The organism is Pseudomonas sp. BN414 (assembly GCF_029871275.1).
Lineage (GTDB): Bacteria > Pseudomonadota > Gammaproteobacteria > Pseudomonadales > Pseudomonadaceae > Metapseudomonas > Metapseudomonas resinovorans_C.
The window spans coordinates 51,751-66,300 of record NZ_SSOL01000079.1 but is presented as its reverse complement, the minus strand read 5'-3'; the positions used below and the strand labels follow the sequence as shown (position 1 = coordinate 66,300).

Here is a 14,550-nt window from a genome sequence, read left to right as displayed (position 1 = left end):
CGGACTCTTGATCCGCGATGCGGACGCCTCGTTCCCGTACTGGGTGCGAGGCGTCGGCTCAGAAGGTCAGTTGAACAGGCCGTAGAAGAACAGGCGGATGCTATCCCACAGGCGGCGGAAGAAACCACCTTCCTCAACGGTCTCGAGGGCGATCAGATCGGCGCTGTGGACAACCTGGTCTTCCATCTTGACCTCCACCTTGCCGATCACGTCACCCTGCTTGATGGGGGCGATCAGTTGCGGATTCAAGGTCATGCTGGCCTGCAGCTTCTTGGCCTGGCCTTTCGGCAGGGTCAGCGTCAGGTCCTGGGCCAGGCCCGCCTTGGCTTCGCGGACGGCACCCTTCCACACTTGGGCTTTCGCCAGCTCGGCGCCCTTCTGATAGAAGGTCTGGGTTTCGAAGAAGCGGAAGCCGTAGGTCAGCAGCTTCTGGGTTTCGGCGGCACGGGCCTGCTCGCTGTTGGTGCCGAACACCACGGCAATCAGACGCATGTTGTCACGTACGGCGGACGCCACCAGGCAATAGCCGGCTTCGTCGGTGTGGCCGGTCTTCAGGCCGTCGACGGTCTTGTCGCGCCACAGCAGCAGGTTGCGGTTGGGCTGCTTGATGTTGTTCCAGAAGAATTCCTTCTGGGAGTAGATAGCGTAGTGAGCCGGGTCTTCGTAGATGATCCCGCGGGCCAGGGTCGCCATATCGTGAGCGGTGGAGTAGTGCTCAGGATTGGGCAGGCCGGTCGCGTTCATGAAGTGGCTGTTGGTCATGCCGAGCTTCTCGGCAGTGGTGTTCATCATGTCGGCGAAAGCGTCTTCGCTGCCGGCGATGTGCTCGGCCACGGCCACGCTGGCGTCGTTCCCCGACTGGATGATGATGCCGTGCAGCAGGTCGCTCAGGGTCACCTGGGTGTTCACCTGGACGAACATGCGCGAACCGCCGGTGCGCCAGGCGTGTTCACTGATGGTCACCGGGTCGCTCTCGCCGATCTGGCCCTTGCGGATCTCCAGGGTGGCGATGTAGGCGGTCATCAGCTTGGTCAGGCTTGCCGGGGGCAGGCGCTGGTCACCGTTGTTCTCGACCAGGACCTGGCCACTCTGGGCGTCCATCAGAACATAGGATTTGGCGGCCAGTTGCGGCGGCGACGGAATGATCTGCTGGGCCGCCATGGAGACCGGCGCGACGATGAGCAGGGCTGCGGGCAGAAGTACGCGTTTGGCAAAGCTGAAGATGTTCATCCGTCTCTCTGAGAAATAGCTAATGGTCTATCAGGCCCTTGCGGGCAAAGAAGAAGCCGTCAGTCCGGCTTCACCAGGGTGGGCTGGCCGAGCTTGGCCAGGCGCACGGAGTTTTGCACCTCTTGTGCTTCACCCTGAGTTCCGATCGGCCCCAGGCGTACCCGGTGCAGTATCTGCTGGTTGCGCACGACCGAGCTGATGAAGACTGGCGCACTCACCGTCTCGCTCAGCTTGGCCTTGAGGAGTTCCGCAGCGTCCGGATTGGCGAAGGCGCCCACCTGGAGATACAGGCCAGACGCTGCGAGTGAATCGTTTTTTTTTGCGTCGATCTGCACGGGCAGCACGGCGGCGGCATGTTGCTGCGGCGGCGGGGTGTATTGCTCGATCGGCGCGGCGGCGACCTGCACGGCAGGCTGGGGTTGAGCTTGAGGTTTCGCCTGTGCAGCCATCTTCGGCTGGGCGAGGACCATGGGCACCGGACGCCCCTGGGCAGCCCACCACTCATGGGGATCGATGCCCTCGACCTTGACGCGGGCGGTACCGGTCTCGGCGTAGCCAAGCTTCTTCGCCGCCGCGAAGGACAGGTCGATGATGCGATCGGAATAGAACGGACCCCGGTCGTTGACCCGCAGGATCACGGTGCGGCCGTTGTCGAGGTTGGTCACCCGGACATAGCTCGGCAGCGGCAAGGTCTTGTGCGCAGCGGTCATGCCGTAGAGGTCATAGGCCTCGCCATTGGCGGTGGCCTGGCCGTGGAACTTGGTGCCGTACCAGGACGCCGTGCCTACCGCCTGATAACGACGCGCGTCATTCATCGGGTAGTAGGTCTTGCCCAGCACGGTGTAGGGATTGGCCTTGATCGAGCCGTAATGCGGCATCGGCACGGCATCGGGAATACGCGAGACATCGACGTCCCACCATGGCGCGCCGTCCCTGTGGGGACGCGCATAGTCTCCAGGACCGGAAATCTGCCCGCCCGGTTGGACCGGTTCCGGCGCTCGGCTGCTCGAGCAGCTGGCCAGCAACAATGCTACGGCGCCGTAGACAGCGACTCTTATCGTTTGTGGCATCGGTTAACGCCCGCCCCTTGCGTTGACCAGCAGTTCGGATAGCTGATGCACTGCCATGGCATACATCGCGCTGCGATTGTAGCGGGTAATGACGTAGAAGTTCGGCAGTCCCATCCAGTACTCCGCCCCTTCGTCACCCTCCAGCTTGAAAGCCGTAACCGGCACATCATCGCGCAGTGCGTCGCTGCTTGCCCAGCCCAGCGTCCTAAGATCGCCGACGTTCTTCACCGGGTCCAGTCCCTGGGTCAACCCTTCGTCGATTCGATCGCCCCGAACCTGAGCGCGGGTGACGACCGGAGCACCGGCGACCCAGCCATGGCGCTTGAAGTAGCTGGCGACGCTGCCGATGGCATCCACCGGGTTGTTCCAGATGTCGATGTGACCGTCGCCGTCGAAGTCCACGGCATAGGCGCGGAAGCTGCTCGGCATGAACTGCGGCAAGCCCATGGCGCCGGCGTAGGAGCCTTTGAGCATCAGCGGATCGACCTGCTCTTCGCGGGCCAGCAGGAGGAACTCCTTGAGCTGTTTGCGGAAGAAGTCGGCGCGCGGCGGGTAATCGAAGCCAAGAGTGGACAGCGCATCGATCACGCGGAAGTTGCCGGTGTTGCCGCCATAGAAGGTCTCGACGCCGATGATCGCGACAATGACCTGGGCCGGCACGCCGTATTCCTTCTCGGCACGGGCCAGGGCCTCGGCGTGCTGATTCCAGAAGGTGACACCCTTCTGGATGCGTGCCGGGGTGATGAAGATCGGGCGGTAGTCCTTCCAGGGCTTGACCCGCTCTGCAGGCCGGGAAATGGCGTCGAGGATGGACTGCTTGCGTTCCACTTCACGGAACAGGTCCACCAGTTGCTCGCCAGCGAAACCGTAGTCACGGGTCATCTCGGCGACGAACTCGGCCACCTGCGGCGATCCCTCGTAGTCTCCGGAAAATGCAGGTGCGGCTGCCCCCAGCAGTCCCACCAGGGCAGCCCCGGAGGCTGCCAACTGCATCCATTTGCGCAGTGCTTTCAAATCATTCACTCGTTTCAAACCTGGGCGATCCATTTGCGATGGGTATGGATCGCCATCAACACCCCAAACCCTGACAGCAGCGTCACCAGATGGGTTCCGCCGTAGCTAATGAAGGGCAGGGGCACCCCCACGACCGGCAGCAGTCCACTGACCATGCCGATGTTGACGAACACGTATACGAAGAAGGTCATGGTCAGACTGCCTGCCAGCAACTTGCCGAACAGGGTCTGCGCCTGGGCAGTGATCACCAGGCCACGGCCGATCAGGAGCAGGTAGACCAGAAGCAGCAGGCAGGCGCCCACCAGGCCGAACTCTTCGCCGAGGACGGCAATGATAAAGTCCGTGTGGCTTTCGGGCAAAAAATCCAGGTGCGACTGAGTGCCCAGTAGCCAGCCCTTGCCGAACACCCCGCCCGAACCGATCGCCGCCTTGGACTGGATGATGTTCCAGCCGGTGCCCAGCGGATCGCTCTCCGGATCGAGGAAGGTCAGTACACGCTGCTTCTGGTAGTCGTGCAGCACGAAGTACCACATGGCCACCGCCACTGGCACCACCGCCGCCACCGCGCCGGCGATCCAGCGCCACTGCAGGCCTGCCATGAACAGCACGAAGGCGCCGGACGCCAGGATAAGCAAGGCGGTGCCGAGGTCGGGCTGCTTCAGGATCAACACGAAGGGCATCAGGATCAGCACCAGGCTGATGGCGATGTGCTTGAGCTTGGGTGGAAGGTTGTGCCGCGACAGGTACCAGGCGATGGTCGCCGGCATGATGATCTTCATGAATTCCGAGGGCTGGAAGCGGATCACGCCGGGGATGTTGATCCAGCGGGTGGCGCCCATCGCCGTGTGCCCCATGATTTCCACAACCCCCAGTAATGCGACTCCGACCACGTAGGCCAGGGGCACCCAACGGGCCATGAAGCGGGGCTCGAACTGGGCGATGACGATCATCGCGCCAATACCCAGACCGAAGGAGCTGGCCTGCTTCATCAGCAGGTCCCAATGCTTGCCGCTTGCCGAGTAGAGAACGAACAGGCTACCGGCCGCGAGCATCAGGATGATCAGCAGCAGCCAGCCATCGATGTGCAGGCGCTGCAGGAGTGTGGCGCGGCGCTTGAGCACGTCCTCCTGGGAGATGGTGCGGTCGAAGTTGCTGTTCATCGATTGGCGCTCTGCTGCTCGGCCAGCGGTTGCGGTGGCCGGAACTCGGGTTTCAACTGGCCGTCGTCGCCGAGGAGCCAGGCATCCATCACCTGCTTGACCACCGGCGCGGCAACGCCCGAACCGGATTCGCCGTTCTCCACCATCACCGCCACGGCGATCTTCGGATCTTCAGCCGGGGCGAAGGCAACGAACAGGGCATGGTCACGGTGGCGCTCCTGCACCTTGGAGCGGTCGTACTTCTCGCCCTGCTTGATGGCCACCACCTGGGCGGTCCCGGATTTGCCGGCGATACGGTAGACGGAGGACGCGCCGACCTTGTGCGCCGTACCACGCGCGCCATGGACCACCTGCTCCATGCCATTGCGGCCGGCATCCCAGTATTTCGGGTCGCGGAGGATAATGTCCGGCATCGGGTTCGGGTCGATCGGCGGCTGCCCCTCGATGGTCTTGGCCAAGTGCGGACGGATCCATTTGCCGCGATTGGCCATCAGCGCGACAGCCTGGGCGAGTTGCAGCGGCGTGGACTGCATGTAGCCCTGGCCGATGCCGAGAATGAGGGTTTCGCCCGGATACCACGCCTGGCGATAACGGGCACGCTTCCAGTCACGCGACGGCATCAGACCGGGGGACTCTTCGAACATATCGAGGGCCACACGTTGCCCGAAGCCGAAGCGGCTCATGTAGTCATGCAGGCGATCGATGCCCATTTTATGCGCAAGATCGTAGAAATAGGTGTCATTTGACCGCATGATCGCGGTTTCCATGTTCACCCAGCCGTCGCCACTGCGGTTCCAGTTACGGTACTTGTGGTCGTAGTTCGGCAGTTGGTAGAAGCCCGGGTCGAATACGCGGGAGGCGGGCGTCACCACGCCTGCGTCCAGGCCGGACACCGCCACCATCGGTTTGATCGTCGAGCCTGGCGGGTACAGACCGCGCAACACGCGGTTGTAGAGCGGCCGATCGATGGAGTCGCGCAACTCAGCGTAGGCCTTGAAGCTGATGCCGGTGACGAAGGGGTTGGGGTCGAAGCTGGGCTGGCTGACCATCGCTAGCACGTCGCCAGAGGACGGTTCGATGGCGACGATGGCGCCACGCCGACCTGCCAGGGCTTGCTCGGCTGCTTCCTGCAGACGGACATCGAGGGTCAGCACGAGGTCCTTGCCGGGTTTCGGGTCCGTCCGCTTGAGCACACGCAGCACGCGGCCACGGGCGTTGGTCTCGACTTCCTCGTAACCCACTTCGCCGTGCAACTGGTCTTCGTAGAAGCGCTCGATGCCGGTCTTGCCGATGTGGTGGGTGCCGCTGTAGTTCACCGGATCGAGCTGCTTGAGCTCTTTCTCGTTGATCCGGCCGACATAACCCACGGAATGGGCGAAATGCGCGCCCTGCGGATAGTGGCGCACCAACTGCGCCACGACGTCCACGCCAGGCAGGCGGAATTGGTTCACCGCCACGCGGGCGATCTGCTCTTCGGTCAGCTCGAACAAGATGGGGACCGGCTCGAAGGGCCGGCGCCCCTGCCGCATGCGCTTCTCGAACAGCGCGCGATCATCCGGCGTCAGTTGCAGCACCTCGACTATCACGTCGAGGGTTTTCTCCCAGTCGGCAGCCCGTTCGCGCGTGACGCTGAGGCTGAAGCTGGGCCGGTTGTCCGCGATGATCACGCCATTGCGGTCGAAGATCAGCCCGCGAGTGGGCGGAATCGGCTGCACATGGACTCGATTGTTCTCGGACAGCGTCGAGTGATACTCGTACTGGATCACCTGCAGGTAATAGAGCCGGGCGATCAGCACGCAAGTCAGCAGCAGCACCGCCACCGCGCCCACGACCACGCGCCGACGCACCAGGCGGGCGTCTTTCTCATGGTCTTTCAGGCGAATCGGCTGCGGCATGGACAGGGCTTACTTGTGATAAGGGTGGCCGGACAACACGGTCCAGGCGCGGTAGATCTGCTCGCCGATGAGGATGCGAACCAGCGGGTGCGGCAAGGTCAGCGGCGACAGCGACCAACGCTGCTCGCTGCGCGCGCAAACCTCCGGCGCCAGCCCTTCCGGGCCGCCGACCATGAGGTTGACGGTGCGCGAATCGAGACGCCAGCGGTCCAGCTCGGCGGCCAGCTGCTCAGTGCTCCAGGGCCGACCTTGGACTTCCAGGGTCACGATGCGTTCCCCCGGCTGGACCTTGGCCAGCATGGCCTCGCCCTCCTGGCGGATCATCCGCGCCACGTCGGCATTCTTGCCACGCGTGGTCAGGGGAATCTCCACCAGTTCCAGGCTAAGCTCGGAAGGCAGGCGCTTGACGTACTCGTGCCAACCCTCTTCCACCCAGCGCGGCATCCGCGTGCCGACAGCGATCAGACGTAGACGCAAGGGACGCCCCGCTTATTCGTGGCTGTGGTGCGCGCGGCTCTGCTCGGCGCCCTGCCACAGGCGCTCCAGGTCATAGAACTGGCGGGTGGCGACCTGCATCACATGCACCACGACATCGCCCAGGTCCAGCAGGGCCCACTCGCCGCCGTCCAGGCCTTCGCTGCCCAGGGGACGCACGCCTTGTTCCTTGACCTTCTCCAGCACGTTCTCGGCCATGGATTTGACGTGACGGCCGGAGGTACCGCTGGCAATCACCATGAAGTCGGTGATGCTGGTCTTGCCACGTACGTCGATGGTGGTGATTTCCTGACCTTTCAGGTCTTCCAGGGCCGCGATGGCGACCTTGACGAGTTCTTCGTTTTGCATCGAGTTCAACTACCTCAGTGAATCAGTTCGGCGCACGGTAAAGGTCGTGCGCATGGATATAGGCCAATACGGCGTCGGGCACTAGAAAGCGCGCCGAGCGCCCCTCCCCCAGCAATTGGCGAATCTGGGTGGCGGAAATTGCCAAGGGGGTCTGCCAGACGAAGGCTATCTGCCCGGCCGGCCCCTGTAGGGATTGCGGGTCGACGGCGCTACGCGCCGCCAACAGGTCACGCAGGTCTTCCGGAGCCTCGCTGTCGGCATCCGGACGTTGCAGGACCAGGATGTGACAGTGGTCGAGCAGCTCGCTCCAGCGATGCCAGCTCGGCAGTCCACAGAAGGCATCCCAGCCGACCAGCAGGAACAACTGGTCATCGGCGTCCAGCTCGGCACGCAGGGACTCCAGCGTCTCGATGGTCCAGGACGGCCGCTCGCGCTTGAGCTCACGGTCGTCCACCACCAGCGGCGCTACGCCGGCTACGGCCAATCGCACCATTTCCAGGCGCTGCGCAGCAGACACTCGCGGGCTGTCGCGGTGCGGCGGCCGCGCACTGGGAATCAGGCGCAGCTCGTCGAAACCGAACTGCTCGGCCACCTCGACGGCGCTGCGCAGATGACCGATGTGCACAGGATCGAACGTGCCGCCGAAGAGACCGATGCGCTTGCCCATCAGGTGCGTACGTGACCGTCGCCGAAGACCACGTACTTCTCGCTGGTCAGGCCTTCCAGACCGACCGGCCCACGGGCGTGCAGCTTGTCAGTGGAGATGCCGATCTCCGCGCCCAGGCCGTACTCGAAACCATCGGCGAAGCGGGTCGAGGCGTTGACCATCACCGAAGCGGAATCCACTTCAGTGAGGAAACGCCGGGCATCACTGAAGTTCTCGGTGATGATCGCGTCGGTGTGCTGCGAGCCGTAGGCATTGATGTGCTCGATGGCCTGATCGAGGCCGTCGACGATGCGGATCGAGAGGATCGGCGCGTTGTACTCGGTGCGCCAGTCCTCTTCGGTCGCCTCCAGGACGTCTTTGCCCAGCAGCGCGCGGGTGGCGGCGTCGCCGCGCAACTCCACACCCTTGTCGCGGTAGATGGCGGCCAGGGGCGGCAAGACGCGGGCGGCAATGCCCTCGTGCACCAACAGGGTTTCCATGGTGTTGCACGGCGCATAGCGCTGGGTCTTGGCGTTGTCGGCCACGCGGATCGCCTTGTCCAGGTCGGCGGCGACGTCGATGTAGACGTGGCAGATGCCGTCGAGGTGCTTGATCACCGGCACCTTGGCCTCGCGACTGATGCGCTCGATCAGGCCTTTGCCGCCGCGCGGGACGATCACGTCGACGAACTCCGGCATGCTGATCAGCGCGCCCACGGCAGCACGGTCGGTGGTTTCCACCACCTGCACCAGCTCGCTCGGCAGGCCGGCTTCGGCCAGGCCTTTCTGGATGCAGCGGGCGATTGCCTGGTTGGAATGAATGGCCTCGGAACCGCCGCGCAGGATGGTGGCGTTGCCGGACTTCAGGCAAAGGCTGGCGGCATCGATGGTCACGTTCGGCCGCGATTCGTAGATGATCCCGATCACACCCAGCGGCACGCGCATCTTGCCCACCTGGATACCGGACGGCAGGTAGCGCATGTCGCGGATCTCGCCGATGGGGTCCGGCAGGGTGGCGACCTGACGCAGGCCCTCGATCATGTCGTCGATGCGCGCCGGGGTGAGTGCCAGGCGATCGAGCATGGCTGGCTCGAGGCCATTGGCCCGGCCATTGGCCAGGTCCTGCTCATTGGCGGTGGACAGCTCGGCACGAGCTGCATCCAGGGCATCGGCGGCAGCCAGCAGGGCGCGGTTCTTCTGCGCGGTGCTGGCACGGGCGGCCACGCGCGAGGCGGCGCGTGCGGCGCGGCCAAGGCGGGTCATGTAATCGAGAACGGACTCGGTCATGGTCTCGGGTTCTGGCGAAAGGAAAGCGGCTGATTATAGCGGCCGCGCTCGCCCGCGCCCAGCGGCGCCGGGCGGATGGTAGACAGGCCATTCCACGGGCCTTTTCGGTAACGACGCAAGCCTCGGCCCAGGCGGGCCGCGACCGGGACGGTTACACCCGGCCGCCGCGCCCGCCCGAAGGTTGGGTAAACAAAAGTGTCTCCGCTGTTTACCTTCCAATTGCAGTCGTCGCAGAAGAACAAGAAGCGCCCCGGCGCCGGAGAATCCGCCATGCGTTACCAGACCGACTTCGCCCCCCAGCATCTGAATGATGCGCCCCGTGTCGTCCAGGTCGGCCCCTGGACCCTGCACTACCAAGCCTTCTCCCAGCACGCAGAAGACACTCGCGAACCGATCCTGATGCTTGGCGGCGCCTTCCAGAGTTTCCGCTCCTTCGTCTCCGAAGTGCAGGAACTGTTGCCCCGCCATCCGGTGATACTGCTCGATCTCCCGAGCCAGGGCGGCAACCTGCAACTGGCGCCCGAGCTTTCGCTCGAACAGCTGGCTGACCTGATCGCCGCCTTCGCCGAAGAACTCCGGTTACCGCCGCTGATGCCCATCGGCCTGTCCTACGGCTCCGCCCTGGCAGCCCTGTTCGCGGTTCGCCATCCACGGCATTGCGCGCGCCTGCTGCTCGCTGGAATCACCGCGTTCGGCCGCCCCGGCGCCCGCCGGATGCTGGAAGAAAGCCTGGACCTGCTGGCCGAAGGCCAGGTCCAGCGCTTCGCCCAAGGCGCCCTGACCGGTCTGATCAATCCCCTGCGCCTGGAGGAAACCGGCATCTCGCTGGTCTTTCGCAAGGCACTTTTGCGACAGATGCAGCGTCTTTCCCCGCAGGAACTCGAACGATACCGGCAAAACAGCCAACGCCTGCTGGATTTTCAAGGCTTCGCGCACCACCCGGCTTGCCCCACCCTGGTGCTGGCCGGCGAGTTCGATCACTTCACCCAGCCCTGGGAGCACGCGAGCTTTGCCGCAGCCTGCAGCGATGCCGATTGCGCACTTATCCACAATGGCGATCACCTCGCCCAGTTCGAACAGCGCGAGGCCTGCGCCAGCTTCTACCGTCCGTTCCTCCTCGGCAGCGCCCTGCCCCTTGCCGCCCCTGGCGCTACGCGCCTGGCCCGCAACCGTCTGGACCGCCTGGAACGACGGCAGGAGCCGCGCCTGGCCCCATTGAACCGGCGCGGCCGGCTGCTTCACGACGAAGCAGGTGAGTGGCCGGTGGAAGTCAACGAACTGGGTTTCTTCGGCGGCCTGCTGGCCGGCAACCTGCCAAGCGCACTGCCCTCGCGTGGATGGCGCCTGCAGGCTGGCGATCTGCCGGAACTGGATGTCCTGCCCTTGCGCCACGAGGGCGATTGCCTCGCCCTGGTCTTCCCCCACACCGATGCGCAGGCCAGCGACGCGCTGGCCGCACAGGTGGTGCAGGCGGAGCCGCGCGCGGTGGTTAACGCGTGACGACAGGGAAGTCGCCTTTGGCTTTTTCTTGTGGGGGCGAATTCATTCGCTATGGGACGCGGAGCGACCCCAGCCTGCCTGCACGCCGATCCTCCGGCTCGGGTAACGTGTAGGAGCGAGCTTGCTCGCGAAAAGATCTCGCCCGGGCTGTTCGCGAGCAAGCTCGCTCCTACAGAAAATCCGACTTCAACCTGCCCATCGGAGCATTTCGATCGTCACAGGCAAACCCGATAACTCATGACCACACCCTCAGGACGTGGTTTCCCGAGCTCAAATGAATCCGCCCTCCGGCCATCACACTCGTCCCTCCACCACCCTCACCAGCGCCGGCCCGGTATCCGCCAGCGCCGACTCCAGCTCCTTCGGGTCATGCACCCGGACTTCTCCGAAGCCGCAGCCTTGAAAGCCCGAAACGATGGCAGCATCTCCCCGGTAATGCAGGTAATAGCGACCTCGGGTCAGCCGCCCAACCAGATCGATGCCCCAGCGCAACTGGCGATAGCGTGGATGCTCGCGCAGGTCGGGATAGAGATCAGTGAGGTAGGTGGCAGCCGGGAACTGCTTCAGCTGGTCCGCCAACCGGCTCCAGAAGGCTTCTATCACCGGGAGTTCGAAGTAGTTCACCAACCCTTCGGTGATTACCAGCACCGGCGCGTCATGATCGAGCCCGGAAAACAGCGCCTGCAGGTCGTTCACGCCCTGTTCGGCGAGGATATCCACAGGGCGCACCTGATGCCGCGCGCCCAGCCAGCCTTCTTCGTGGAGCAACAGGCGCTTGCGTGCAGCCATGGGTGGCAGGTCGGCCTCCAGGTAACGCAGCTCCGGATAGCGGGAACAGAAGCGCCGTCCCCGGGGTGACAGACCGCAGGCAATCTCCACGACCTGGCGTACCCCGCGCCGCTCGATGGCCTCGCTCAGCAGCGCATCGATCAACAGATGGCGCTGCAGCAGGAAGCGCTCGACATCCAACCCGAACGCCACCCGCGCGCCCCAGCTCACGGGCGCCAGCACGCCATGGGCGAAGCGTCCGAAAGGCGTAACGAAGGGGGCTTCGGCAAGCTGGTGGCGATACCAGACGTAACCGGTGTAGTGCGCACTGGGGGTGATGTGGGCACTGTCGAGACGGGCAGCTCGGGACATGGCAGCGGGCTCTTGTTATTTTGCGTGACGATTCCGACGCCGGCGTTCAGCTTCGGCTCAGCATGCTTCCGTATAATCGCGAGCCTATTCCGACCCGTAACCCTGCGACAGCCCCATGTCCTGCGATCCCATCCTTAGTTTGCCCTGGCCGGGTGCCCGCCCGCTGACCGATGCCTTTTTCGACCGCGACGCCCAGCAAGTGGCCCGCGAGCTGCTGGGCAAAGTGATTCGCCACCGGGCAGGCGACCGCTGGCTCTCGGCCCGCATCATCGAGACCGAGGCCTATTACCTGGTGGACAAGGGCAGCCACGCGTCCCTCGGCTACACGCACAAGCGCCGCGCGCTGTTCCTCGATGGCGGGCACATCTATATGTACTACTCCCGTGGCGGTGACTCGCTGAACTTCAGCGCCCACGGCGCCGGCAACGCGGTGCTGATCAAGTCCGGGCATCCCTGGGTGGACGCCATCTCCCCCGCCGACGCCCTGGCCGCCATGCAACGCAACAACCCCGACGCCCAGGGACAGCCCCGCCCCGCCGAGCGCCTCTGCGCCGGCCAGACGCTGCTGTGCAAATCCCTTGGCCTGAAAGTGCCCGACTGGGACGGCCAGCGCTTCGACTGGCAGCGCCTGTTCGTCGAAGACGTCGACGAACGTCCCGCCTGCATCATCCAGACCGCGCGCCTGGGCATCCCCCACGGCCGCGATGAACACCTGCCTTACCGCTTCGTCGATGCCGCCTATGCTCGCCATTGCACACGCAACCCGCTGCGCCGCGGGCAGGTCGAAGGATTCGACTACACGCTGATCGAGGACACACCCGCATGAGTCAATGGTTCGACCAGGTCACCGCCTGGCTTGGCGCCAACCCGGAATGGTTGGGCCTGGCCATTTTCCTGATCGCCTGCATCGAATGCCTGGCCATCGCCGGCATCGTCGTACCGGGCGTGGCGCTGCTGTTCGCCGTCGGCGTGATGGCCGGCAGCGGCGCACTGGAACTTTGGCAGACCCTGCTCCTGGCCTACTGCGGCGGCCTGGTGGGCGACATGATCTCCTACGGCCTGGGGCGACGCTTCCACCAGAACATCCGCCGTCTGCCCTTGCTGCGCGACCACCCCGAATGGATCACCGGCGCTGAGAATTACTTCCAGCGCTATGGCATCGCCAGCCTGCTGGTGGGCCGCTACATCGGCCCGCTGCGTCCCATGCTGCCGATGGTGGCGGGCATGCTCGACATGCCCTTCCCGCGCTTCGTCGCCGTCAGCATGCTGGCAGCCGCAGGCTGGGCCGTGGCCTACCTGGTTCCCGGCTGGGCCACCGGCGCGGCACTGCGCCTGCCGCTGCCGGAAGGCTTCTGGAGCGAAGCCGGGGTCGTGATAGTCGTGGTCGTCGCCATGCTCGGCCTGATCATCCACAGCACGCTTCGTGAGAAGCGCTCGGCCAACCCATTGGCGGCCGGACTGTGCCTGGCGGCCCTGGGCGCCCTGTTGATCGGCTGGCCACACCTGCAGGCCCTGGACCAGGGATTGATGGCGCTGGTTCAGGAGCAGCGCCGGGACGGCTTCGATCATTGGATGGTGCTGGTCACTCGTGTCGGCGACTTCAAGACCCAGTTGCTCGCCGGCGCGCTGCTCGGCGCCCTGTTGCTGCTACTGCGCCAGTGGCGCCCAGCCTGCTTTGCCATCGGCACCCTGCTGATCACGGGGCTGGCCAATACCGGCCTCAAGCACCTCTACGCACGCGCACGCCCCGAGGTTCTGGTCGAGCCGCTCACCACGTTCAGTTTCCCCAGTGGCCACAGCTCGGCGGCCTTCGCGTTCTTCCTGGTACTGGGGATTCTGGCCGGGCGCGGCCAGCCGGGGCGCCTGCGCCTGACATGGCTGCTGCTGGCCTGCTTGCCGGCGCTGGCCATTGCCCTGTCGCGGGTCTACCTCGGCGTGCACTGGCCCACCGACATCCTCGCCGGCGCCTTGCTGGCTGGCGGCATCTCGGCGGCCGGTCTCGCACTGATGCAGCGTGCGGCGCCACTGACTGCAATGAGTGCGAGGGTGTGGGCGCTGATCCTGCCGGCCTGCCTGGCCCTGCTCGGCGGAGTCGCCACCTGGGCCCTGCCGGAAGCGCTGGCGCGTTACGGCTACTAGCTGCTGCATCAGGCCCGACAGGAAATATCAGGCGATGGATTCGCCCTCGCCCTGCAGCTGATCCAGCAGGCCCTGGAGGAAATCCAGACGTTCGTCAGGATCGCTCAAGGTCAGCAGGTGGATCTTTTCCTTGATGTGGAACGGCAGCAGGTAGGACAGCTGATTGGCCAGCGCCTGCTGCCCGTCCACCACGCCGCCCATACCCAGGCCCTGGACCATGGGGTGCTCGGCCAGGGCGTTGAGCAATGCGGCCAGGTCAGCATGCTCCCCACGCAGGGGGCGCTCAGGCTCATCGGCCAGCCATTCGACTTCGGCGAGGGTCAGTTGGTCGCGCAGCACTTCCGCCTTGCTCACATGAAAGCGCCGCCCACCTTCCACACGGATACCCAGCAAACCGTTGGGACGCTGCTGCCAGTCGCGGATCAGTGCCTCGCAGCCGATGGCGGCGAAGCGGCTGGCCGCCTCGCCCACTTCCTGGCCTTCGAGGATGCAGACCACGCCGAAGCCCTCGCCCTGCTTCATGCAGCGCCCCAGCATGTCCAGGTAGCGCGCCTCGAATATCTGCAAGTCCAGCGTGCAACCCGGAAACAGCACGGTGTTGAGCGGAAACAACGGCAACTTCATGCA

The 14,550-nt window shown here is 64.8% G+C and carries 14 protein-coding genes; 3 read left to right on the top strand and 11 right to left on the bottom strand.

Annotation, left to right across the window (positions count from 1 at the left end; all coding sequences use genetic code 11):
* Positions 1–66 precede the first annotated feature (66 nt).
* The 9 genes from E8E95_RS28120 to E8E95_RS28080 are packed head-to-tail and all read right to left on the bottom strand — an operon-like array spanning position 67 to position 9,144.
* Complete coding sequence (locus E8E95_RS28120; protein WP_179061058.1) at positions 67–1,230, bottom strand: D-alanyl-D-alanine carboxypeptidase family protein; 1,164 nt, start codon at positions 1,228–1,230, stop codon at positions 67–69.
* 59 nt (positions 1,231–1,289) lie between these two features.
* Positions 1,290–2,300, bottom strand: coding sequence for a septal ring lytic transglycosylase RlpA family protein (locus E8E95_RS28115; protein WP_280355560.1), 1,011 nt, complete (start codon positions 2,298–2,300; stop codon positions 1,290–1,292).
* A gap of 3 nt (positions 2,301–2,303) precedes the next feature.
* Positions 2,304–3,314: a lytic murein transglycosylase B gene (mltB, locus tag E8E95_RS28110; RefSeq protein ID WP_280356177.1), complete on the bottom strand. Its 1,011-nt coding sequence runs from the start codon at positions 3,312–3,314 to the stop codon at positions 2,304–2,306.
* A 14-nt stretch (positions 3,315–3,328) separates the two neighbouring features.
* A complete protein-coding gene (rodA, locus tag E8E95_RS28105) occupies positions 3,329–4,474 on the bottom strand; it encodes a rod shape-determining protein RodA (protein ID WP_179061056.1) in 1,146 nt (381 codons plus the stop codon).
* The gene (mrdA, locus tag E8E95_RS28100; protein ID WP_280355559.1) at positions 4,471–6,369 is read right to left on the bottom strand and encodes a penicillin-binding protein 2; all 1,899 of its coding nucleotides are present in this window, start codon (positions 6,367–6,369) and stop codon (positions 4,471–4,473) included. The genes rodA and mrdA overlap by 4 nt, the downstream gene beginning before the upstream one ends.
* A gap of 9 nt (positions 6,370–6,378) precedes the next feature.
* Complete coding sequence (gene rlmH, locus E8E95_RS28095; RefSeq protein ID WP_044872302.1) at positions 6,379–6,846, bottom strand: 23S rRNA (pseudouridine(1915)-N(3))-methyltransferase RlmH; 468 nt, start codon at positions 6,844–6,846, stop codon at positions 6,379–6,381.
* A gap of 12 nt (positions 6,847–6,858) precedes the next feature.
* Positions 6,859–7,212 carry a ribosome silencing factor gene (rsfS, locus tag E8E95_RS28090; RefSeq protein ID WP_077525215.1) on the bottom strand — a complete coding sequence of 118 codons (354 nt, stop codon included), beginning with the start codon at positions 7,210–7,212 and terminating at the stop codon, positions 6,859–6,861.
* Positions 7,213–7,234: 22 nt separating this feature from the next.
* On the bottom strand, positions 7,235–7,879 hold the full coding sequence (gene nadD / locus E8E95_RS28085) for a nicotinate-nucleotide adenylyltransferase (RefSeq protein WP_077525216.1): 645 nt from the start codon (positions 7,877–7,879) through the stop codon (positions 7,235–7,237).
* Positions 7,879–9,144: a glutamate-5-semialdehyde dehydrogenase gene (locus E8E95_RS28080; RefSeq protein WP_280355556.1), complete on the bottom strand. Its 1,266-nt coding sequence runs from the start codon at positions 9,142–9,144 to the stop codon at positions 7,879–7,881. Before E8E95_RS28080 ends, nadD begins: the two co-directional genes overlap by 1 nt.
* A 270-nt stretch (positions 9,145–9,414) precedes the next feature.
* On the opposite strand from E8E95_RS28080, the gene E8E95_RS28075 reads away from it, so the two are divergent.
* The gene (locus E8E95_RS28075; protein WP_280355555.1) at positions 9,415–10,644 is read left to right on the top strand and encodes an alpha/beta hydrolase; all 1,230 of its coding nucleotides are present in this window, start codon (positions 9,415–9,417) and stop codon (positions 10,642–10,644) included.
* 294 nt (positions 10,645–10,938) lie between these two features.
* Here the strand turns inward: E8E95_RS28075 and E8E95_RS28070 are convergent, their stop codons facing one another.
* On the bottom strand, positions 10,939–11,784 hold the full coding sequence (locus E8E95_RS28070; RefSeq protein WP_280355554.1) for a class I SAM-dependent methyltransferase: 846 nt from the start codon (positions 11,782–11,784) through the stop codon (positions 10,939–10,941).
* A gap of 115 nt (positions 11,785–11,899) precedes the next feature.
* Here E8E95_RS28070 and E8E95_RS28065 point away from each other — a divergent pair, with 115 nt between their 5' ends.
* Together E8E95_RS28065 and E8E95_RS28060 are read left to right on the top strand one after the other, a co-directional pair.
* Positions 11,900–12,610: a DNA-3-methyladenine glycosylase gene (locus E8E95_RS28065; RefSeq protein WP_280355552.1), complete on the top strand. Its 711-nt coding sequence runs from the start codon at positions 11,900–11,902 to the stop codon at positions 12,608–12,610.
* Positions 12,607–13,923 (top strand): bifunctional DedA family/phosphatase PAP2 family protein, encoded by a 1,317-nt coding sequence (locus E8E95_RS28060; protein ID WP_280355550.1) that lies wholly within the window; start codon positions 12,607–12,609, stop codon positions 13,921–13,923. The genes E8E95_RS28065 and E8E95_RS28060 overlap by 4 nt, the downstream gene beginning before the upstream one ends.
* Before the next feature lie 27 nt (positions 13,924–13,950).
* Here the strand turns inward: E8E95_RS28060 and E8E95_RS28055 are convergent, their stop codons facing one another.
* On the bottom strand, positions 13,951–14,547 hold the full coding sequence (locus tag E8E95_RS28055; RefSeq protein ID WP_280355549.1) for an LON peptidase substrate-binding domain-containing protein: 597 nt from the start codon (positions 14,545–14,547) through the stop codon (positions 13,951–13,953).
* Positions 14,548–14,550 lie beyond the last annotated feature (3 nt).